The following is a 19,904-nucleotide window of genomic DNA, read 5'->3' on the forward strand; positions in this document are numbered from 1 at the left end:
CCCATCTTGCCGGCCGCTTCCTGGAACGCGGCGATGACATCGGCGTGCTGGCCCATGCCGAGATAGTCGTTGGAGCACCAGACGGTGATTTCCTCGGCGCGGCCATTGGAACGCCAGATGGCGCGCGGAAACTTGCCCGCGATGCGCTCGAGGTCGGCGAAGATACGATAGCGACGCTCCGCATGGAGCTGGTCGATCGCTTCTTCGAAGAACCGCCGGTAGTTCATGTCAAAGTCTCCTGAGGGAACGGAATGGCCGCGACACCTCGTCGAAGCTCGTGGCATCACCTTTGTGCTTGGCGGGCAGGCTCGCATTGAGCCAAGTCAATTCATTGATGTGTTCGATAGCTCGTCTCAAGAGGATCGCGGTGCTTGGGCACGCTTTTGCGATCGGCGGATTGGAGTAGGTTCATCCGGTGGATGATCCGCTCGCCATTGAGGGTTTGTCGTGTGCTTCCTGCACACGGCTGTACCCATAGCGACCCAGCACAACGAGATCGGCGGCTATAGTGCTTGCCAGTTGAAGGGCCGCTTCAGAAGCCTCTCCAAGGCGCCGATCCAGTATTTCCGAGCGGGCTTTGGCGCCGTGGCGCCCAAGGAAGAGCTTGACGTCGGCCACATTCTCGCGCGGTGCCAGCTCTGCATCGCGCACGGTTGCAATGAGCACATCACGAGCGCCAACGAGCAGGGGCAGGGCGTCGACGACCACGTGTCTCGTCGTCGTCGATGATTTGAACTTTTCGCCAGCCGTCTGCGCGGTGACGCAGATCGCGTACTCGCGGTTCCTGCGTTCCGGCGATGCGGGCTTCTTCATGAGCCGCCATGCTCGGGCAGACGCTAACTGTGCGGCCCGATGGGTGTGCTAACCCTAAATCATCGCGAACAGCACTTGGCGGTCGCGAAAAATGATTCAAATCAAAGCGTATCACGAGCCCTTCATTCACGATGGCTCGATGTGGAATCCGATCGCAAGCGCCCCATATGGCCGCAGCCTCGAACTGGCCGTCATCGATGAAGACGGCCCGCACACGCTCGTATTTCCGTGTGAAAAAGCGCGAGAAGGCTGGAAGGACGCCACGACTGGTGCTCGCGTCGACATCCGTCCGACCCATTGGCGTGACTGGGAGCCAGGCAACAAGCAGGCGGAGTCGCGTCCTGCTTCGTCCTAATGGTTGGAGTCGGCGATCAACGCCATGCGGACAAGATGCGAGAGGCTGCCTGCCCTCATCTTGCTCATGACATTCGCGCGGTGGATCTCGACCGTGCGTGGGCTTATTCCAAGATCATAAGCGATTGTCTTGTTCGGCAGGCCGGAGACAAGACCATCGAGCACTTGCCGCTCGCGCTCTGAAAGCGTGGATAGGCTCTTGTGAATCTCCGAGGCTTGCGGGTGGGCGACAGTCGAATGACTACGATTATCCAGGGCCAGGCGGATTGCATCGATGAGGATTTGATCGTCGAAGGGCTTCTCAATGAAATCGGCAGCTCCCTCTTTCATCGCCTGAACAGCCAGCGCAACATCGGCGTGACCCGTCATGACGATCACGGGGACAGTCTGTCCGCGCGCTCTCAGCTGCCGCAGAAATTCAATACCATCGATGCCTGGCATGCGCACGTCGGTAAGGATGCAGCCTTCAATATCTTTCGTCGCCGTGGCCAAAAAGGCCGTGGCCGACTCGTGCAGGCGCACGGCAAAGTCAGCCGTTGCGAGAAGAAATCCCAGCGACTTTCGAACGTCGACGTCGTCGTCGACCACGTGCACGACTTCATTGCTTGCCATTGGCGACCTCATCCTTCTCGACAATGCGCAGGGTGAACCTGAAAGCTGTTCCACCCCCAGGCATTGCCTCAGCCCAGATATGACCGCCATGCGATTCGACGATAGTGCGGCAAATGGACAGCCCCACACCCATGCCCTGTTTCTTGGTGGTTACAAACGGTTGGAACAGCTGCGCCGAAATCTCCGGCGCCAGGCCGGGGCCGGTGTCTTTCACGCTGACCTCCGCCATGCCGTCCGCGCGTGTCCTGGTAACCACTCGCAGTTCACGACGTGGCGCTCCCTGCATGGCTTCCACCGCGTTGCGCATCAGGTTGAGCAGAACCTGCTGGATCTGGATGCGGTCGGTCAAGACAAGTTCTGCTGCCGGGTCGAGCTCATAGCTGACGCGCACGTCGGCTTCCCTTGCGCCCACCAGGGCAAGGGACGAGGCTTCCTCGATAATTGTCGTTAAACGCTCAACCTGACGCTCGCTTTCGCCTCTGGCGACGAAATCCCGCAGGTGGCGAATGACGTCTCCGGCGCGCAAGGCCTGCTCCGCAGCCTGCTCGACGGCCTCACGCAACATATCGGCGTTGTCATCCTTACTCTTTTCCAGAAGCCGGCGACTGCCCTTGAGATAGTTGGTGATGGCCGTCAGGGGCTGGTTGATCTCATGGGCGAGTGTCGAAGCCATTTCGCCCAGCGCGGTGAAGCGAGCCATATGAAGCAGCTCCTGCTGCTGCTCCTGTATGCGGGCTTCCGCCTTATGCCGCTCGGTGAGATCGCGGCAGAAGCCGGTAAAGAAACGTCCCGTCCCCGGGTGCATCTCGCCGACGGCAAGTTCCATGGGAAACGTCGAACCGTCCTTGCGCATCCCTGTTACGGTTCGGCCCAGACCAATGATCCGGCGCTCGCCCGTGCTCAGATACCGGTGCAAATACTCATCGTGCTCCTCCCGATAGGGTGACGGCATAAGGATACTGACATTGGCTCCGATGACTTCGCTTGACTTATAGCCGAACAGCGCCTCGGCCGCGGTGCTGAAGGACTGGATATGCGCCTGCTCGTCGATGACGACCATTGCGTCGGGAACCGTCGCCAGAATTGAGCGCAGATGGTCCTCGCGCAACTGCAGGGCAGCATTGGCGAAGGAAAGGTCGCTGACATCCGTGCCCTGGACGAAGATCGCGGTGATGTGACCGTCCTCAGCCTTGATGGGCTGGTAGACGAAGTCGAGGATGCGTTGCTCCGTGGTTCCATCGTGCGCATTGCGAAGGACGACCTTGACACTGCGCCCGACATAGGGCTCGCCCGTCTCGCTTACCTGATCGAGCCGTTCGAAGAAGCCCTGACCCTCAAGCTCGGGCAAGGCCTCGCGCACCGATTTGCCAATGACCTGGCGATGACCGATCAAACTCTGATAGGCGGCATTGGCCAGCTGGAAGATATGGCCGGGTTCGCTCAGCAAGGTCATGAAACCGGGCGCCTGGTCAAACATCAGGGCGAGAAGCTCATGTTCCGCGGCGCCGCGCGGTTCCTTCCGGTTAGCCTCGGAAAGCACTGGCGGCGCGGTTTCCCGGTCGGATGAGACTGGCGCCTTCTTGCTCACTTGCTGCCCTTGGAGTTGAGAACCGGTAATACTGGCTGATGTAGCACTCATCCCGTCGCACGCAAACCGACCCAAGAGCCATGGCCGGTGGGATAGGCCAGCCAGCGTCGTTTGACCCGCATCAAGGCGGTGGCGCCCGCCCGATGCAAAGTTTGGCGCACCCGACCATCGTGAGCGCGAGGCGTTTTCATGTCCTACAAGTCAATAATCGTCAACCTCGCCGTGGACGCCGATCCCGCGCCTATCGTGAAACTTGCCGCCGGCCTTGCTGGGCGCTTCGACGCTCATCTGATCGGCCTTGCGGCGGCGGATGTTCCGCCATTGGTCTCGACCGGCGAGGGTTTGGTCTACGAGGGCGAGGTCATGCAGATCCAGCGCACCGAAATCGAAAAGCGGCTTGCCGAACTGCGCGGCGCGTTCGAGAGGCTGGTTCCGTCCTCAATCAGCAGCGAATGGATGCAGCAGGTCTGCAGTCCAACCCGCTTGCTCAGCACAGTTGCCCGCGCTTGCGATTTGATCGTGACCGGCGGGGAGGAGGGCGAAAATGTCTTTCGCGCCGTCGATATCGGAAGCCTGGCACTCGGTAGCGGCCGGCCGGTCTTCGTTGCAGCGAGCAATTTCGAGCATGTCCTGGCCAAGACCGCGCTTGTCGCCTGGAAGGATACCAGGGAGGCGCGCAGAGCTATCGCCGATGCCTTGCCCTTCCTGTCGAAGGCCAACGAGGTGGTCGTCGCCACGACCGATGGCAATCCCGATGACAATGTCCGTGACAGCCTCGCCGACGTAGCGGTCTATCTTGAGCATCACGGCATCATGGCGAGGACCGAAATACTTTCGGGCGAGGAGAATGGAGAACGCCTCCTGGTGTTTGCGCGCTCTATCCACGCGGACCTGATCGTCTCTGGCGCCTATGGTCACAGCCGGTTGCGGGAATGGGCGTTCGGCGGCATGACCCGGACGCTTCTGCAGGAGAGCGGCATCAATCGTCTGATGTCGTACTGAGACTGTGATGTCGATCGGCAAAATCGATCTGGCGCAACACTCGACATACGAGGCGGGCGACACGCAACCGGCTCGCCATTTGCCGGAAGCCTATTGGTCGTTTGACGCAGGGCAATTGGTGAAGCAACTGCAGACGTCCACGACCGGGCTGTCCGGTGTGGACGCGGCGGCCCGGCTGGCAAAATTTGGTCGAAACACGCTGACGGCGTCGCGGTCTGGACGATCGGCCGCAGCTGTTTTCGCCGGCCAGTTCCGCAGTCCGCTGGTTCTCATCCTCATTTTTGCGGCGATCGTGTCGGGCTTCGTCGGCGAAGGCAATGAAGCCGCGATCATCGGCGTGATCGTGCTGGCGAGCTGCATCCTGAGCTTCACGCAAGAGTATGGCGCGTCCCGCGCCATGGAAGCGCTCCGGCAGCGCATTTCCCGCAAAGCCAGCGTGTTGCGGGATGGCTTTGAACGTTCAATAGACGCTCAGGACATCGTCCCTGGCGACGTGATCAGCCTCGCGGCTGGAAATCTCATCCCGGCCGACGGCGTCATTCTGGAATCGCAGGATTTCAACGTCAGCGAAGCCGTGCTGACGGGTGAGACCTTCCCGGTAGTGAAGTCGGCGGGACGCTCCGCCCCCGAGGCTGGCATCGCGCAGCGGGTCAACACCGTCTTTGCCGGCACTTCGGTTCGCAGCGGCAAGGCGAAGGTGCTTGCCGTGGCCACGGGATCGAGCACCGAGTTCGCTCTTATCGCGAGCGCTCTCGAACGCCGTATCCCAGAAACCGGTTTTGCCCGTGGCATCAGGCAGTTCGGTTACCTGATGACCGAAATCATGCTGGCTATCGTCATCATGGTCTTCTTCGCCAATCTGATGCTTGGACGGCCGCTGATTGAATCGCTTCTGTTTTCCCTGGCGCTCGCCGTCGGGCTTACGCCGGAACTGCTGCCTGCAATCATCAGCGTAACACTTGCCCGAGGGGCTCGGACCATGGCGGCGAGCGGCGTCATTGTGCGTCGACTCGATGCCATCGAGAATCTGGGCAGCATGGATCTTCTTTGCACGGACAAGACAGGAACTCTGACCGAGGGCGTTATTCATCTCGACGGATGCCTAGATGTCGAAGGCAACCCGTCAGGCAATATCCAGCTGTGGGCCTACCTCAATGCAACGCTTCAGACCGGACTGAAGAACCCGCTCGACGAGGCAATCGCAACCACTCCGCTTGGAGACCTCGATCCGTCAGCGTTCACCAAAGTCGAAGAAATTCCCTACGACTTCATTCGCAAGCGCCTGTCCGTCGTGGTCCTCCACGACAAGGCTGAACAGCTTCTGATCAGCAAAGGCGCTGTGCAGAACATTCTTGAGGTTTGCGACTTCGCCCTCGGCGCCGATGGGAAACTCGGCGCCTTGGACGAGCGGCAACGGTCGGCGATTGACGACAAGTTTCGGCGTTGGAGCGCGCAGGGCTATCGTGTGCTTGGGCTCGCGATCCGGCGGTTCGCAGGCCAGTCGAAATTCACCAGGAGCGATGAAAGCGCGCTTGGCTTTGCCGGCTTTCTGCTTTTCCTCGATCCGCCAAAAGTGGGCGTGAAGGAAACGCTCTCGGCGCTTGCCCATCGCGGAATCGCGGTAAAAGTCATTTCTGGCGACAACCGCTATGTTGCCGCGCATCTGGCGCAAGCCGTGGGTCTTCGTGCCGACAGGATCATGACCGGCGAAGACCTGTCGAAAATGACGAAGAATGGGCTGTTCGCCAGTGTCGGCTCCACGGATCTCTTCGTCGAGATCGATCCTAACCAGAAGGAGCGTATCGTCGAAGCGCTCCGCAGAAACGGCCACGTTGTCGGGTACCTCGGCGACGGCATCAACGACGCACCGGCGCTACATGAGGCTGATATCGGCATATCGGTTGACACCGCCGTCGATGTCGCGCGCGAAGCCGCCGACATCATCCTGCTCAAGCGGGATCTTGCTGTTCTGGTGCGCGGGGTCGACGACGGCCGAAAGACCTTCGCCAACACGATGAAATACATCTCGATCACAACCAGCGCCAATTTCGGCAATATGATCAGCATGGCTGCCGCTTCGCTGGCCCTGCCATTCCTGCCGCTCCTGGCAAAGCAGATCCTGCTCAACAATTTCCTCTCCGATATCCCCGCTTTGTCCATCGCCGGCGACAATGTCGATGCGGATCAGCTGCGGCGGCCCCGCCACTGGGACATCCATTTCGTGCGTAGGTTCATGATCAGTTTCGGCCTCGTCAGTTCGTTGTTCGACTTCGTGACCTTTGCCTTTCTTCTTTTTATCGTGCACGCCGCCGTAACCACATTCCAGACAGCCTGGTTTGTCGAATCCCTGCTTACCCAGCTCTCCATCCTGCTGATCGTACGGACACAGAAGGCTTTCTGGGTAAGCCGCCCAAGCCGCTTGCTTGCCGGCCTTGCGCTTGGCATTGCCGTCGTGGCCGTGCTTATTCCGTATACCCCATTTGCTCCTTGGTTCGGCTTTGTGCCGTTGCCCCTGCCAGTGCTCGCGGGGCTGGTAGGAATCACAGCCCTTTATGTGGTGGCGTCCGAACTCACCAAGCGTTGGCTGTTCGACAAAGGCAGGCGCGGCGGTGCTCGGCCGAGGGCAATGAAAGAGATTGGCGCACGAGCATCGGGAACAGAGAAAGCCGGGCGCTAGCCAGATGATCCAGATCAATGTCGAACACCACAAATTGGCTACAACGCAGGGAAAGGAGTGAGCGACATGAGTCTTCTCGATTACTTGATCACAGTTGACGCGAGAACGGCCTTGATGGGCCGTATGATGCGCAAACTGGGGGTCGACAGGCAGCTGAAGGTCGTCGCGGATCACGTTGCAGTCTCGAATCGTGCCGTGGACAGATGCCGGTCTTGCGGCCATCAGGACGAATGCGCGGCTTGGCTCGACGAAACGCAGCACCCCGATCATCCTCCTGCCTATTGCCGCAACAGTGACTTGATCGCGCGCTTGCAGTCTATTTCGGACCATCGCTAATGCAGACATCTCGAGGCGTCATGAAAGCCGGAAAGTCCCGTAGGCTTGCTCGGCAAAATCCGGCCGAACGCTGACAAACCGCGTGGCGCGGACGATGTAAAATCCACCCGAACGGGTTGGTCCAGATCCATCCGCGGTCATGATATCGTTCTCAGTATTGGCAAGCGGGCCTGCCTCAATTGGAAGTGCCATGCTGTTCTGCGTCATAGCCGCAACCCTCACGCTCGGCGCTTGCCTGGCAGTGCTTTTGCCGCTGATCGGAGGGATCAAGGGGGGTCCCGCCGCCGCGGATCACGATCTCGAAGTCTATCGCGATCAGCTTGCCGAACTCGGCCGTGACGTGGCGCGTGGGCTGATCCAATCGGCAGAGGCCGAGGAAGCGCGCACCGAGATCGGCCGCCGCATCTTGCGTCTCGCTGCCGCCGAGCCCAGTGCGGAAACGAAACGGTCCACGCGCGTCACGCAATTCGTGGCGACAGTCGCGGTCTTGGCAATACCGTTGGTGAGCTGGGGCCTTTACGGCAAGCTCGGTTCGCCGGCTCTCCCCTCGCAGCCGCTGGCAGCAAGGTTTGCCAACAGCCCCACCAATTCCTCCGTGGACGCGCTGATCGCCCGCGCCGAAGCCCACCTTGCCGCCAACCCCGCCGACGGCAAGGGCTGGGACGTGCTGGCGCCGGTCTATCTGCGCCTGCAGCGCTTCCCCGCGGCGGTGACCGCCTATCGTAACGCGATCCGCCTAAACGGCAGCAGCGCCGCTCGCCAGACGGGCCTCGGCGAAGCGATCGCCAACGCCGCCGGCGGCATCGTATCGGCCGACGCGCAAGCCGCGTTCCAGGCGGCGCTAACGCTCGATCCCGCAAACGCCAAGGCAAGCTTCTACCTGGCGATGGGCTTGGCGCAGGAGGGCAAGAGGGCGCAAGCCACCGCCGTCTGGCAAAAGATGCTTGAGACGCTGCCGCCCGATTCTCCTTGGCTTGGCGCCGTCCAGCAGGCGCTCGGGCAGGCGGCCGAACCATCGGTTGCCGCCGAAGCGCCGGTCAACGGCCCGGACGCCCAGCAGATGGAAGCGGCACGACAGATGCTGCAGCAGGACCGCCAGGCAATGATTGAAACCATGGTCGCCGGCCTCGATAGCGGCCTGAAGCAGAATCCGCGCGACCTGCAGGGCTGGATGCAGCTCATTCGATCCTATGCCGTACTCGGCATGCCAGTGCAGGCGCGCGACGCGCTCAGCCGTGCCGTAGCTGCCTTTGGCACTGGCAGCGACGAAGCCAAGAAATTCACCGCCTTTGCCGTCTCGCTCGGCGTAACGGCGACGGAGTAAGAGGTGACGCGAAAACAGAAGCGATTGTCGGTGATCGTGGCCGGACTGGCCTTTCTGGGCGCAGCTACCGGTCTAACCTTCTACGCGCTCGGCCAGAAGGCTTCCTATTTCTACATGCCTGCCGAGCTCGCCACGGCAACCGTCCAGCCCGGCCAGCGCATCCGCCTTGGCGGCCTCATCGAAAAGGGCACCATCGTGCGCGGGGAAGGCACCAGCGTCGCCTTTTTCGTCACCGACGAGCAGAAGTCGGTAAAGGTCACCTATACCGGCATTCTGCCTGATCTCTTTCGCGAGGGGCAGGGCGTTATCACCGAGGGCGCCTTCGGTCCGGGTCACGTCTTCATCGCGGACAGCGTATTGGCCAAGCATGATGAGCGCTATATGCCCAAGGAAGTCGCCGATGGCTTGAAGGCCAGGGGCGTTTGGGAGCAAAGCAAAAGCGAGTAGGGCCTCGACCAGCTTTTGGCCTTCGGGAGACCGATACCGCATCGGGCAGCACCATGTTGACGCTTGAGTTTTGACGCGTATCAACGCAACCGGCGCTTTTGCACTCGATGGTGGTCTTGCATCCATAGGATAAGAAGTTTGGACCCCGTCGTTCTTTTCGAAGCCTTTCTGCTCTTTGTCGCGCCGGGGCCAACCAACGCCCTTTTGCTGGCGGGAGGCGTCAAGCGGCATAGGGCGTTGACGCTTTTGACTGCGCAGGCATGCGGATATGGGGTTGCTGCCGCCTGCTGGTTTTCGCTGCGTCCGTGGATGCCGCCCGGGGCAAGCGAAACCCTCAAGCTTATCGCAGCTCTGTGGCTTGGAGCCCTCGGGCTACGTCTCCTTTTGAGTACCAAGATCAGTTCGCCCAGAGAAGGCGGCGGAATTTCCGTGCTCACAACCAGTGCTATCAATCCAAAGGCGTTCATCTACTGCCTGGCAATCGTGCCAACCGATAGCGGGCCACGTTCGCTGGCGATCTATTGGATTGTATTGCTCCTCGTCACGCTTGCCACCGGGTCGGTGTGGGTTCTGCTTGGCAGGAGGCTTGGCGACGACGGAAGCCTAGCAGACAGGGTCGCTGGCGCGGCGCTCATTGCGTTCGCGCTTCTGCTGGTAAGACCATTGATGATACAGTTCACGGCGACCTGAGCGGAAAGGGCGAAAGCGGCGGAGGCTTACCCCGCTATGCGCTGGCACTTTGTCGCGGGCACATGACGAGCGTCCTATGCCCAAGGCGTGTGGCTTAATGCCTGAAGTACGAGGGGGAGGTCGGCAGGGGAGCAAGGCGGACGACAAGCCGTTCACCGAGATTGCTTGGCTGCACGCGAACGACCACTGCCTGTGGCTAAGGACATCAGCCGAAGCTTAGGGTCTAAGAAACGAGAATGACGGACACGGGTCCAGCGCAGAAAAGACTGTCCTTTACCGATATGACTCCGGGGACGTTTTCCGCGGCCACGATCGCCGCCTGGCGTTCGCGCTCGTCGAATATGGCGCCGCTCAGTTCCACCGCGCCATTTTCCACGGCGACGCCGACCATGTCGGCTCGAGCCCATTTTTGTACCGAGAGTTCTGCGACAATCCTGTCTCGTATCTCCTCGTCGCTGGCCGCAGCTGACGACGTGTTTGACAAGACGCCCGCCAACGCGCGAACGAGATCGGAGCGGGTGATAATGCCAACCACCTTTCCCTCGGCGACGACCGGAATGCGCTTGAAATTGTGACGGGTCATCAGATCGACGACTGCTGCAAGTGACGTTGTGGGCGTTGCGGTGACGACGCTGTCGCTCATCACCTCGTCGACGCGCCGTGCGTTGGCCAGGACATATTCTTCGGCGGCCTTCCCCGAACTGATCAAAAATTCCAGCCAGCGTGGGCGCTTGCGCTCGGTGCCCAGTTCCCGGCGGCGAAGGAAGTCGCCCTCGCTGACAATGCCCCTGAGTTCACCGTCGCTGCTAACAACGGGAAGGCCGCTGATCTTGTTGGCAAGCATTAGTGCCGCTGCATCGGCGACTGACGCAGAAGGGTGAATTGCAATAACCGGTGTCGTCATAATCGCTTCGGCTTGCATGGTTGCCTCCTGGGATAGTTTCCCTTTTCATATCGGGATCTCGGTCCCTCCGTCCTTGATCTGAATCATTTCGAACCGCTAACCTCGCGGCTGAGAACCGGTGCCGCGATCATTGCGTCCCGACCATGCCGGGGGAGTCCACCATCGCATTCACCACACCGGCGTCTTGATTGCCGCCAGCGTGCTCGCCAAGCAGGACGAGTGCCATATATGCCGAAGAAAGTCGCCGACGACCTCAAGTCCAATGGGAAGTGGGAGGAAAGCAGAACCCGGCACGGCTCGGCTTTGCGTTGCCGCCTTTTCTTGCAGCTACGAAACCATCGTGACCGAGAACGGATCTCTGCGGAAGTTGTCCCTCACTTGCCGGACGCCGGCAACGTTTTCCGCCGCAACGATTGCTGCCTTGCGTTGACGCTCGTCGACAATAGCCCCCGTCAGTTCGACAACGCCCTCGCTGACCCTGACATCAATCGAGTCACCACCACTCCACGATCGGCCCTGCAGTTCGGCAAGTATAGCCTTGCGGATCAGGCCGTCATCGGTTGACGTGGTGTCCTGTTTAGGCAGGGCACCGATCAGGACAAGCAGCAAATCAGTTCTTGTAATGATGCCGACGACCTTTTCCCGATCGACAATAGGCACGTTGTTGATGCGGTGTTGCATCATCAGGTCGACAATATCTGCAATCGAGGCGCTTGGAGGCGCGGAAATGACGTTTGTGGTCATCACCTCATGGACGATGCGTCCATTCGAACGAACATAGTCGTTGGCGATTGTACCTGGCCCGAGATCAAACTCCAGCCAACGAGGACGCACCCGCTCAGTCCCAAGTTCCTCTCGGCGCAACAAGTCGCTTTTGCTTAAAATGCCAACCAGGGCACCGTCGCTATCCATCACGGGGAGGCAGCTGACTTTGCTTGAAAGCATGAGCTCGACCGCTTCAGTGATCGTCGCGTTCCCATCCGTCGTGATGACCGGCTTGGTCATTATGGCTTCGGCTAGCATTTTCACCCTCCGATTTTTCGTCAACGACAATGGGACATCGCGACCCGCGGCGCTTTGATCTGGGTCACTTGGAACGAGGGGCCGCGCCGTCATCGCGGTCGATGAGAATGCGCTCGGCGGCGCCATCGAGGTCCTCATACTGACCGCTTCTTAGGGCCCACAAAAAGCCGGTAAGTCCAAGGGCACCAAGAAAGAGTGCTACCGGGATGAGGTAGACGAGTGTGGTCATGATGGTTGCGCCGCTACGTGTGTACCTGCGCGCCGGCCTGGCTTTGTGCCGGCGAACGACAGACCCTTGAAGGCCTGCAGGCGCATGGCGTTTCCAATCACGATCAGGGATGAGGCGGACATCGCGATAGCCGCGATAAGTGGCGTCACATGTCCGGTTATGGCGATCGGAACGGCAATTGCGTTGTAGATGATCGCGATGGCAAGGTTCTGCCGGATCAGATGCTTGGCCTTGCGCGACACTTCGATGGCGAGCGGCACGGCGATAAGGCTCTCGCGCAGGAAGACGAAGTCAGCGACGTTGCGGCCGACATCGGCGGCCGTCGCTGGGGCGATCGAGACGTGAGCGGCCGCGAGCGCCGGCGTGTCGTTGAGCCCGTCACCCACCATCAGCACCTTATGGCCCGCCCTCGTCAGTGCCTCTACGCATTCGACCTTGCCGGAGGGCAGGAGCGACGGGACGTAGTCCTCGATACCCAAAGTGCCGGCGACTTCGCCGCAGGCCTTGGCAGTATCGCCAGACAGCATCTGGATCGAAACGCCGCTGTCGTTCAGTTTCTCCAGCGCCAGCCTGGCATCGGCGCGCATGGCATCCTCGAATGCGAAAGTGGCGACGATCATCCCATTCTTGGTCAGCACTGTCCCACCATAGCCGCCGGCTTTGCCTTCGCCGCCGGTCCTTGCTTTCCAGCCGGCCCAACCGCGGCGGCCAAGCCTCCACGTGTTGCCCTCGGTGACAGCCTCCATGCCGAAGCCAGGGTGCTCGCTCACCGCTTCGAGCCTGGGTTGTGTAGGGGAACTCGCAAAGCGCGCTATCGCCTTTGAAAAGGGATGGCGGGAATGCGTGGCCATGTCGGCCGCGATCGCCAGCATGGTCGGGTCGATGGACGAAGCGTTGATCAGCCTCGGTTGGCCGAGCGTCAGCGTTCCAGTCTTGTCGAACAGCGCGGTGTCGACCATGGCCAGACGCTCCATGGCCGAACCGTCCTTGACCATCACGCCGGCTTCGAACAGACGCCGCGCCGCGACAACCTGAACGATCGGCACGGCAAGACCCAGCGCGCATGGGCAGGTAATGATGAGAACCGCGATCGCGATCGTCATTGCCTGGTGCCAGTCGCCGGCCGCCGCCATCCAGCCGAGAAACGTCAAGAAGGCGGCAAGATGGACAACGGGCGCATAGAGGGCCGAGACCCGATCGGCAATCCTGCGGTATTTCGATCGACCGCCCTCGGCGGCTTCCATCAACCGGACCATTTCCGCCAGGAAGGAATCCTTCGCGGCGGCTGTCGCTTCCATCGTGAGGGGACCGGTGAGATTGAGCATGCCGGCCTGGATGTGCGCGCCAGTCCCGACGGTTCTGGGCGTGCTCTCGCCTGAAACCAGCGAGCAGTCGAGGTCCGAGGTGCCACTGAGAATGGTTCCGTCAACCGGGATTCGCTCTCCGGCCGCGATCAGCAGCTGCATATGCGGCAGGATCTCGCCGACCGGCAAATATTCGCGGACGCCTTCACCGCGCAAAATGACGGCGCCGCGCGGTGCGAGCCGCGACAGGCCGTTGACGGCCGTCCGCGCCCGCTCGCGCATGACGTGGTCGAGCGTGCGACCAATCAGCAAGAAGAACAGCAGCGATACGGAAGCATCAAAATAGGCGTGCTCACCGTGGTTGATCGTCTCGTAAAGGCTCATGGCGTAAGCCAGCGAAACGCCGACCGCGATCGGCACGTCCATGTTCATGCGGCCATGGCGGAGCGCGTTCGCCGCCGAACGGAAATAGATTCCACCGGCAAAGAACAGGGCCGGGACGGCGATCAGCGCCGAGACCCAGTGAAATAAGTCACGCGTCGCGCCCTGGGCGCCGGACCAGACCGAAACCGACAACAGCATGATGTTGCCAGCGGCAAAACCGGCGACCGCGACTGCGCGGATAAGTTCGGATAGCGCCTTGTCGTTCCCGACCACTTCGGGATCAAAGAGATGCGCCGGGTATCCCGAGCGGCCAAGGGTTGCGAACAAGGGCGGCACCTCGTCACCGTGCCAGCGCACCGATACGCGCTTCGTCGACAGATTGACGCGAGCGCTTTCGACGTGCTCGAGCCTGGAGAGTGCCGTTTCGATCGTGTGGATACAGGCCGCGCAATGAACGGACGGCACCGATAGGTCGGTCTGGTGGAGATCGCCGCCGAGCGAGCGGCTCGCCAGTTTGATCTCGGCGCTCGATGGCATGACGGCGGTGGTATAGTCCAATGCCATTTCTGCGCCGGGTGCACAGCAGCTCATGGCATCGTCCCCTTGGAAATCATGATCCTGCGTACATCGCGATAGGGCTCGGCCAGGCCGGCATCGGCATCAATCTCGACAATCCAGACACCGTCCTTCGGAGTATGCCGGGCACTGAATTCCTGACCTGGGCCTGCCGCCAAAATGACAACCTTGTCCTCTGCCTCATAAGCAGGATGGCGAAACAGCACCTTTACCGCGCGCAAGGTGACCGGCTTGCCGGTCGCATCGCTCAATGAATAGCCGACTTCGCCCGATGCGATCGTCAATTTGGCTGTCCAGCCAAGCGCTGCCTGGGCGCGTCCCTCCTTGGCTTTCTGGTTGAATTGCTGGCTGGCGACATAGGTGTTCTCGACTACCAGCCCGGTCCAGCTTGTGCTTGCGAGTGTCGCCATGGTGACGTTGACGGCGATGACGACGGCAAAGAAACCGACGATCGTGAACAACATGTGCTTGCCGGTGAACTCGCGGACTTTCTGCGGTTGGGCGCTCACTTCGCGATCTCCGGTGCATTGAATGTGGCGATGTATTCGGCGGACTCGACGCCGCCCTGGTCTTTGATCCGGAATTTGAATGTCTGCGCGGCGCTTGCGACCTGCCCCGCCGGCTGGCGCACAAAGACCTTGAGCATCTTCAACCGATCAGGGTCGGCCACTGTCGTGAACGACTGGGCTGCCGGGAGATCGATACCAACAGCATTCATTTCGGCGCCTGGCAGCCCCTGCAGGCTGACCTCGATCGTCCGCGGCTCCGGGATCATGTTCAACAGCTTGACGGTATAGCCGTTGCGTATCGAGCCATCCGACAAGGTGACGAATTGCGGATTACGGTCATGCAGGACATTGAGTTCGAGACGGTCGCGCGTCACCACCGAATAGACCAGCGCCAGTCCGATCGCCGACCATGTGCCGAGATAGATGTATGTGCGCAGGCGGAAGATGTTGCGCAGATGGAAGTGTGCCAGGCCGTCGGCGAACGTCCCCTTGGCCGTCCTGACGAGAGCCGGGTTCACCGGCGTGGTGCCGCCGGCGGTCGCAAGCGACATGTTGGCATTGTAGTCTGAAAGCGTGGCATAGGCGATCAGGCCGCGCTCGCGGCCAAGCTTGTCCATGACACCGTCGCAGGCGTCGATGCACAGCGCGCAGGTGATGCACTCCAACTGCTGGCCGTCGCGAATATCAATCCCCATCGGGCAGACCGCCACACAGGCATTGCAGTCCACGCAGTCGCCCACCGATTGTCCGGCGGCCAGGCTCTTCTTGGCATGCCGCGTCCTCGGCTCGCCGCGCCAGTCATTGTAGGTGACGGTCAGCGAGTTTTCATCCAACATGGCGGCCTGGATGCGCGGCCATGGGCACATATAGGTGCAAACCTGCTCGCGCATGAGCCCGCCAAACGTGTAGGTGGTGGCGGTCAGTATGAGAATGGTCACATAGGCGACAGGGGCGGCGGTGCCCCTTGCCACGTCCATGGCAAGCGTTGGCGCGTCGGCGAAATAGAATATCCACGCGCCGCCGGTCGCGACGGCTATCACCAGCCAGATGGCGTGCTTGGATATGCGCAGCATGAGCTTTCGCGCGCTCCATGGCGCGGCGTCGAGCTTGATGCGGGCGTTGCGGTCACCTTCGATGGCGCGTTCGACAACCAGGAACAGGTCGACCCAGACCGTCTGTGGGCAGGCATAGCCGCACCAGGCGCGCCCGACCGTGGAGGTGACGAGGAAAAGGCCGACGCCTGCCATCATCAGCAGTCCGGCGACGTAGTAGAATTCCTGCGGCCAGATCTCGATGAAGAAGAAATAGAAGCGGCGGTTGGCCAGATCGAGCAGAACGGCCTGGTGGGGAGCAAAGGCGCCGCGATCCCAGCGCAACCAGGGGGTCAGGTAGTAGATGCCGAGCGTGATGGCCATTACCAGCCATTTGAACTGACGGAAACGCCCGGAGGCCCGCTTGGGGAATATCTTCTTGCGCGCGGCATAGAGGGGCTGTCGCGTCTTGGCCGAGTTGACCGCCTCGGCCTCGAGCCGTTCGACCTGTTTTTGATCCAACACCTGCATTCTCCAACGGGGCAACGACAATGCCTGGCGGATGTTCTAGCCGCCGGTCACGCCGCACCGCGTTGATGCAGGTCAAAGCGCGGGTGGAAACAGATCGAGGCCCGGCGCTAGCCGGGCCTCGTCGCCTGTACGGTAAGGGCCAGAGAATAGACCCCCGTTTTCTATTCTCCACCGCCAAGCGAATGCACATAGACCGCCAGCTCCTTGACCTTGGTATCGCCCAGGCGACCAAGCCAGGCCGGCATGACGCCGTGCTTGGGCGCACGCACTTGCGCCGCGATGGCCGTCTCGCCCGATCCATAGAGCCAGATGGCGTCGGTCAGGTCGGGTGCGCCAAACTCCTTGTTACCCTTGGCGTTGGCGCCGTGACAGGCCACGCAATTGTCCGCGAAGACCTTGGCGCCGGGCGTGACCAGGCTCGCATCCCCGACCTTGCCCGAGAGGCTGGCGACATAGGCGCTGACCTGAGCGATCTGGTCAGGGGTAATGATGTCGGCGAAAACGGGCATCTCAGATTGCCTTGTGTCCGGGTCGGACGTGAAGCGGATACCATGCATGATCGTTTGCTGGATCTCGTCGGGCTTGCCGCCCCATAGCCAATCGTCGTCGTTGAGGTTCGGAAAACCTTTCGATCCTTGAGCGCCCGAGCCATGGCACTGGACGCAATTGACCTTGAACGTGGCTGCGCCGGCCGCAACCGCGAATTCGCGCAACGCGTCGTCACTCAAGATTTCCGAAACGGACTTGTCCTGGATGGCGGCGACGAATTTGCCTTTGGCTGCTTCCGCAGCGGCGAGCTCATTCTTCACCTCGTTGCGCGAAGAATAGCCCAGCACGCCTCTTGTGGCGGAACTCAGCAGGGGCCAAGCCGGATAGGCGATCGTGTAGGCGGCGGCCCATGCGATCGTGATGTAGAAGGTTATCACCCACCACCGCGGCAAAGGGTTGTTGAGCTCCCTGATCCCGTCCCATTCGTGACCGGTCGTCGAAATGCCCGAGACTTCGTCGATATGCTCGTTGCTCATGGTCAGTCGTCCTTAAGCGGGATTTGGGCAGCGTGATCGGCCTGCGTCTTGCCGCCTGGACGGAGCGCGAAGGCGATACAGCCGACGAAGAACAGCGCCATGGCAAGCAGGCCCCAACTGTCAGCGAATTCCCGCATCAAATTGTAGTCCATTGTCTGTCCTTCAACGGTATCCAGCGGCTTCGTCGTAGTTCTTGAAATCGACGAGCGTGCCCAGCACCTGCAGGTAGGCGACGAGAGCATCCATCTCGGTAACCTGCTGCGGATTGCCGTCCAGATCCCCGACTTTTGCCTTCGGATATCGCGCTAGCAGCGCGGTCGTGTCGGAGTTGGGATCGGCTTGCGCCATAAGATCGGCGTTGGCGTGGGAGATCATGTCGTCGGAATAGGGCACGCCCACACGCCGATTGGCGACGAGGTGGGTGGAGAAATCCTTCACCTCGATCGGGTTGTCCTTCAGAAACGCGTAGCTCGGCATGATTGACTCCGGCACCACCGAGCGAGGATCGGTCAGATGCTGGACGTGCCACGTGTTGGAGTAGCGGTCGCCTACACGTGCCAGATCAGGGCCGGTGCGCTTGGATCCCCACTGGAACGGATGGTCGTACATCGACTCCGCCGCCAGACTGTAGTGACCGTAGCGCTCGACCTCGTCGCGGAACGGCCGGATCATCTGGCTGTGGCAGAGATAGCAGCCTTCGCGGACGTAGATGTTGCGTCCCGCGAGTTCGAGCGGCGTATAGGGTCGCATGCCATCGACTTTCTCGATGGTATTGTCGAGGTAGAAGAGCGGCGCGATTTCGACGATGCCGCCGACAGTCACGACCAGCAGCGATCCGATCAGAAGAAGCGTGGCGTTCTTCTCGATGATCGCGTGTTTGTCCATCAAGCCCATGACTGGCTCCTTATTCGGCAGGCTGGAGAGCGGGTACGGAACCCGGCATAGGTTGTTCTTCGCGCTGGTGGCCGAGGATCGTCATGGTGACGTTCCAGGCCATGAGCAGCGTGCCCGAGAGATACATCGCGCCGCCGACGGCACGCATGATGTAGTAAGGGTGCATGGCTGCCACGGTTTCGGCGAAGGAATAGACAAGGAAGCCCTGCTCGTCGTACTCGCGCCACATCAGGCCCTGCATGATGCCGGAAACCCACATGACGGCGGCGTAGACGACGATCCCAAGTGTCGCCAGCCAGAAATGCCAGGTGACAAGCCGCAGGGAATAGAGCCGCTCACGGTTCCACAGCTTCGGCACCATGTAGTAGATCGCACCGAACGAGATCATGCCGACCCAGCCGAGGGCGCCCGAGTGGACATGACCGATCGTCCAGTCAGTGTAGTGCGACAGCGAATTGACCGTCTTGACCGACATCATCGGGCCTTCGAAGGTCGACATGCCGTAGAAGGCGATGGCCGCGACCATCATGCGGATGATCGGGTCGGTTCGGATCTTGTCCCAGGCGCCCGAGAGCGTCATCAGGCCGTTGATCATGCCGCCCCATGAGGGCATCCACAGCATGATGGAAAACACCATGCCCAATGTCTGGGCCCAGTCGGGCAGGGCGGTGTAGTGAAGATGATGAGGCCCGGCCCAGATGTAGAGGAAGATCAGTGCCCAGAAGTGGATGATCGACAGTCGGTACGAATAGACCGGCCGGTTCGCCTGCTTGGGCACGAAGTAATACATCATGCCAAGGAATCCAGCGGTGAGGAAAAAGCCGACCGCGTTATGCCCATACCACCACTGGATCAGCGCATCCTGCACGCCGGAGAAGGCAGAATAACTCTTCGAACCGAGGAATGAGACCGGCATCGAGAGGTTGTTGACGACGTGCAGCATCGCCACGGTGATGATGAAGGACAGGTAGAACCAGTTGGCGACATAGATGTGCGGCTCCTTGCGTTTCAGGATCGTGCCAAGGAACAGGATGAGATAGGCGACCCAGACGATGGTGAGCCAGATGTCGACATACCATTCGGGTTCGGCATATTCGCGGCTCTCGGTGATGCCGAGCAGATAGCCGGTCGCCGCCATGACGATGAAGAGTTGGTAACCCCAGAACACGAACCAGGCGAGATTGCCGCCGAACAGCCGCGTACGGCATGTGCGTTGCACGACATAGAGTGACGTGCAAAGCAGCGCGTTGCCGCCGAAGGCAAAGACCACGCCGGATGTGTGCAGCGGCCGCAAGCGGCCGAAGTTGAGCCATGGCTGAATGTTGAGGTCAGGGTAGGCAAGCTGCAGAGCAATGACCACGCCGACCAGCATGCCGACGACGCCCCAGAACACCGTTGCGATCGTGCCGTACCGGACCGGCCCATCCATATAAGCCGAAGGGTCGACTGGAACCTCTGGCTTGAAATCCGAATTGCGCAACAAGATGGCGGTGAAGCCGGCCAGCACGAGGAACAGCACCCACATGTGCTGACGGAACGGCGCATCGACGCCGAAGCCCGCGGCGACAAATGCCCCGAACGCAAACAGGCTTAGAAGGAAGATCTCTCTGCCAAACTTCATCGCAGTCCCCATCTCGAATGGCCGGCAGAA

20 protein-coding genes and 1 pseudogene are annotated in these 19,904 nt (G+C 60.8%); 7 read left to right on the forward strand and 14 right to left on the reverse strand.

What is annotated here, in order from left to right; translation table 11 throughout:
* Positions 1-227, reverse strand: a pseudogene (locus AC04SF_RS00005) (5-aminolevulinate synthase); the annotation flags it as partial.
* Between the two features lie 181 nt (positions 228-408).
* Positions 409-813 carry a universal stress protein gene (locus AC04SF_RS00010; protein ID WP_096454943.1) on the reverse strand — a complete coding sequence of 135 codons (405 nt, stop codon included), beginning with the start codon at positions 811-813 and terminating at the stop codon, positions 409-411.
* A 91-nt stretch (positions 814-904) separates the two neighbouring features.
* Between AC04SF_RS00010 and AC04SF_RS00015 the strand changes: the two genes are divergently transcribed.
* Entirely contained in the window at positions 905-1,168 is a 264-nt protein-coding gene (locus AC04SF_RS00015; protein WP_488475968.1) for a hypothetical protein, read from the forward strand.
* Here the strand turns inward: AC04SF_RS00015 and fixJ are convergent.
* Both fixJ and AC04SF_RS00025 read right to left on the reverse strand, forming a co-directional pair.
* Positions 1,165-1,779: a response regulator FixJ gene (gene fixJ, locus AC04SF_RS00020; RefSeq protein ID WP_488475969.1), complete on the reverse strand. Its 615-nt coding sequence runs from the start codon at positions 1,777-1,779 to the stop codon at positions 1,165-1,167. The genes AC04SF_RS00015 and fixJ overlap by 4 nt on opposite strands.
* Complete coding sequence (locus tag AC04SF_RS00025; protein WP_488475970.1) at positions 1,766-3,418, reverse strand: PAS domain-containing sensor histidine kinase; 1,653 nt, start codon at positions 3,416-3,418, stop codon at positions 1,766-1,768. Before AC04SF_RS00025 ends, fixJ begins: the two co-directional genes overlap by 14 nt.
* 138 nt (positions 3,419-3,556) lie before the next feature.
* On the opposite strand from AC04SF_RS00025, the gene AC04SF_RS00030 reads away from it, so the two are divergent.
* The 6 genes from AC04SF_RS00030 (at position 3,557) to AC04SF_RS00055 (ending at position 9,843) form a co-directional block, all read left to right on the forward strand.
* Positions 3,557-4,369 carry a universal stress protein gene (locus AC04SF_RS00030; protein ID WP_488475971.1) on the forward strand — a complete coding sequence of 271 codons (813 nt, stop codon included), beginning with the start codon at positions 3,557-3,559 and terminating at the stop codon, positions 4,367-4,369.
* Between the two features lie 7 nt (positions 4,370-4,376).
* On the forward strand, positions 4,377-7,046 hold the full coding sequence (gene mgtA, locus AC04SF_RS00035) for a magnesium-translocating P-type ATPase (protein WP_488475972.1): 2,670 nt from the start codon (positions 4,377-4,379) through the stop codon (positions 7,044-7,046).
* Positions 7,047-7,112: 66 nt separating this feature from the next.
* Positions 7,113-7,382, forward strand: coding sequence for a DUF6455 family protein (locus AC04SF_RS00040; protein WP_488475973.1), 270 nt, complete (start codon positions 7,113-7,115; stop codon positions 7,380-7,382).
* A 190-nt stretch (positions 7,383-7,572) separates the two neighbouring features.
* A complete protein-coding gene (gene ccmI / locus AC04SF_RS00045) occupies positions 7,573-8,706 on the forward strand; it encodes a c-type cytochrome biogenesis protein CcmI (RefSeq protein ID WP_488475974.1) in 1,134 nt (377 codons plus the stop codon).
* Positions 8,707-8,709: 3 nt separating this feature from the next.
* A complete protein-coding gene (ccmE, locus tag AC04SF_RS00050; protein WP_488475975.1) occupies positions 8,710-9,153 on the forward strand; it encodes a cytochrome c maturation protein CcmE in 444 nt (147 codons plus the stop codon).
* 138 nt (positions 9,154-9,291) lie between these two features.
* Positions 9,292-9,843, forward strand: a complete 552-nt coding sequence (locus AC04SF_RS00055; protein ID WP_488475976.1) for a hypothetical protein — start codon at positions 9,292-9,294, stop codon at positions 9,841-9,843.
* 223 nt (positions 9,844-10,066) lie between these two features.
* Here the strand turns inward: AC04SF_RS00055 and AC04SF_RS00060 are convergent, their stop codons facing one another.
* From AC04SF_RS00060 to ccoN, 10 genes are all read right to left on the reverse strand, one after another.
* The gene (locus tag AC04SF_RS00060; protein ID WP_096454957.1) at positions 10,067-10,765 is read right to left on the reverse strand and encodes a CBS domain-containing protein; all 699 of its coding nucleotides are present in this window, start codon (positions 10,763-10,765) and stop codon (positions 10,067-10,069) included.
* 309 nt (positions 10,766-11,074) lie between these two features.
* Positions 11,075-11,752, reverse strand: a complete 678-nt coding sequence (locus AC04SF_RS00065) for a CBS domain-containing protein (protein WP_488475977.1) — start codon at positions 11,750-11,752, stop codon at positions 11,075-11,077.
* Positions 11,753-11,834: 82 nt separating this feature from the next.
* Positions 11,835-11,999, reverse strand: a complete 165-nt coding sequence (gene ccoS / locus AC04SF_RS00070) for a cbb3-type cytochrome oxidase assembly protein CcoS (protein ID WP_488475978.1) — start codon at positions 11,997-11,999, stop codon at positions 11,835-11,837.
* Positions 11,996-14,278, reverse strand: coding sequence for a cation-translocating P-type ATPase (locus AC04SF_RS00075; protein ID WP_488475979.1), 2,283 nt, complete (start codon positions 14,276-14,278; stop codon positions 11,996-11,998). Before AC04SF_RS00075 ends, ccoS begins: the two co-directional genes overlap by 4 nt.
* The gene (locus AC04SF_RS00080; RefSeq protein WP_488475980.1) at positions 14,275-14,772 is read right to left on the reverse strand and encodes a FixH family protein; all 498 of its coding nucleotides are present in this window, start codon (positions 14,770-14,772) and stop codon (positions 14,275-14,277) included. The genes AC04SF_RS00075 and AC04SF_RS00080 overlap by 4 nt, the downstream gene beginning before the upstream one ends.
* Positions 14,769-16,334, reverse strand: a complete 1,566-nt coding sequence (gene ccoG / locus AC04SF_RS00085; protein WP_488475981.1) for a cytochrome c oxidase accessory protein CcoG — start codon at positions 16,332-16,334, stop codon at positions 14,769-14,771. The genes AC04SF_RS00080 and ccoG overlap by 4 nt, the downstream gene beginning before the upstream one ends.
* A 161-nt stretch (positions 16,335-16,495) precedes the next feature.
* Positions 16,496-17,359 (reverse strand): cytochrome-c oxidase, cbb3-type subunit III, encoded by an 864-nt coding sequence (ccoP, locus tag AC04SF_RS00090; RefSeq protein WP_488475982.1) that lies wholly within the window; start codon positions 17,357-17,359, stop codon positions 16,496-16,498.
* Positions 17,360-17,361: 2 nt separating this feature from the next.
* Positions 17,362-17,511 (reverse strand): cbb3-type cytochrome c oxidase subunit 3, encoded by a 150-nt coding sequence (locus AC04SF_RS00095; RefSeq protein ID WP_202351169.1) that lies wholly within the window; start codon positions 17,509-17,511, stop codon positions 17,362-17,364.
* Positions 17,512-17,521: 10 nt separating this feature from the next.
* Positions 17,522-18,253, reverse strand: coding sequence for a cytochrome-c oxidase, cbb3-type subunit II (gene ccoO, locus AC04SF_RS00100; protein ID WP_488475983.1), 732 nt, complete (start codon positions 18,251-18,253; stop codon positions 17,522-17,524).
* Between the two features lie 10 nt (positions 18,254-18,263).
* Positions 18,264-19,874: a cytochrome-c oxidase, cbb3-type subunit I gene (gene ccoN / locus AC04SF_RS00105; protein ID WP_488475984.1), complete on the reverse strand. Its 1,611-nt coding sequence runs from the start codon at positions 19,872-19,874 to the stop codon at positions 18,264-18,266.
* Positions 19,875-19,904 lie beyond the last annotated feature (30 nt).

It is taken from the genome of Mesorhizobium sp. CNPSo 4671 (assembly GCF_057784245.1).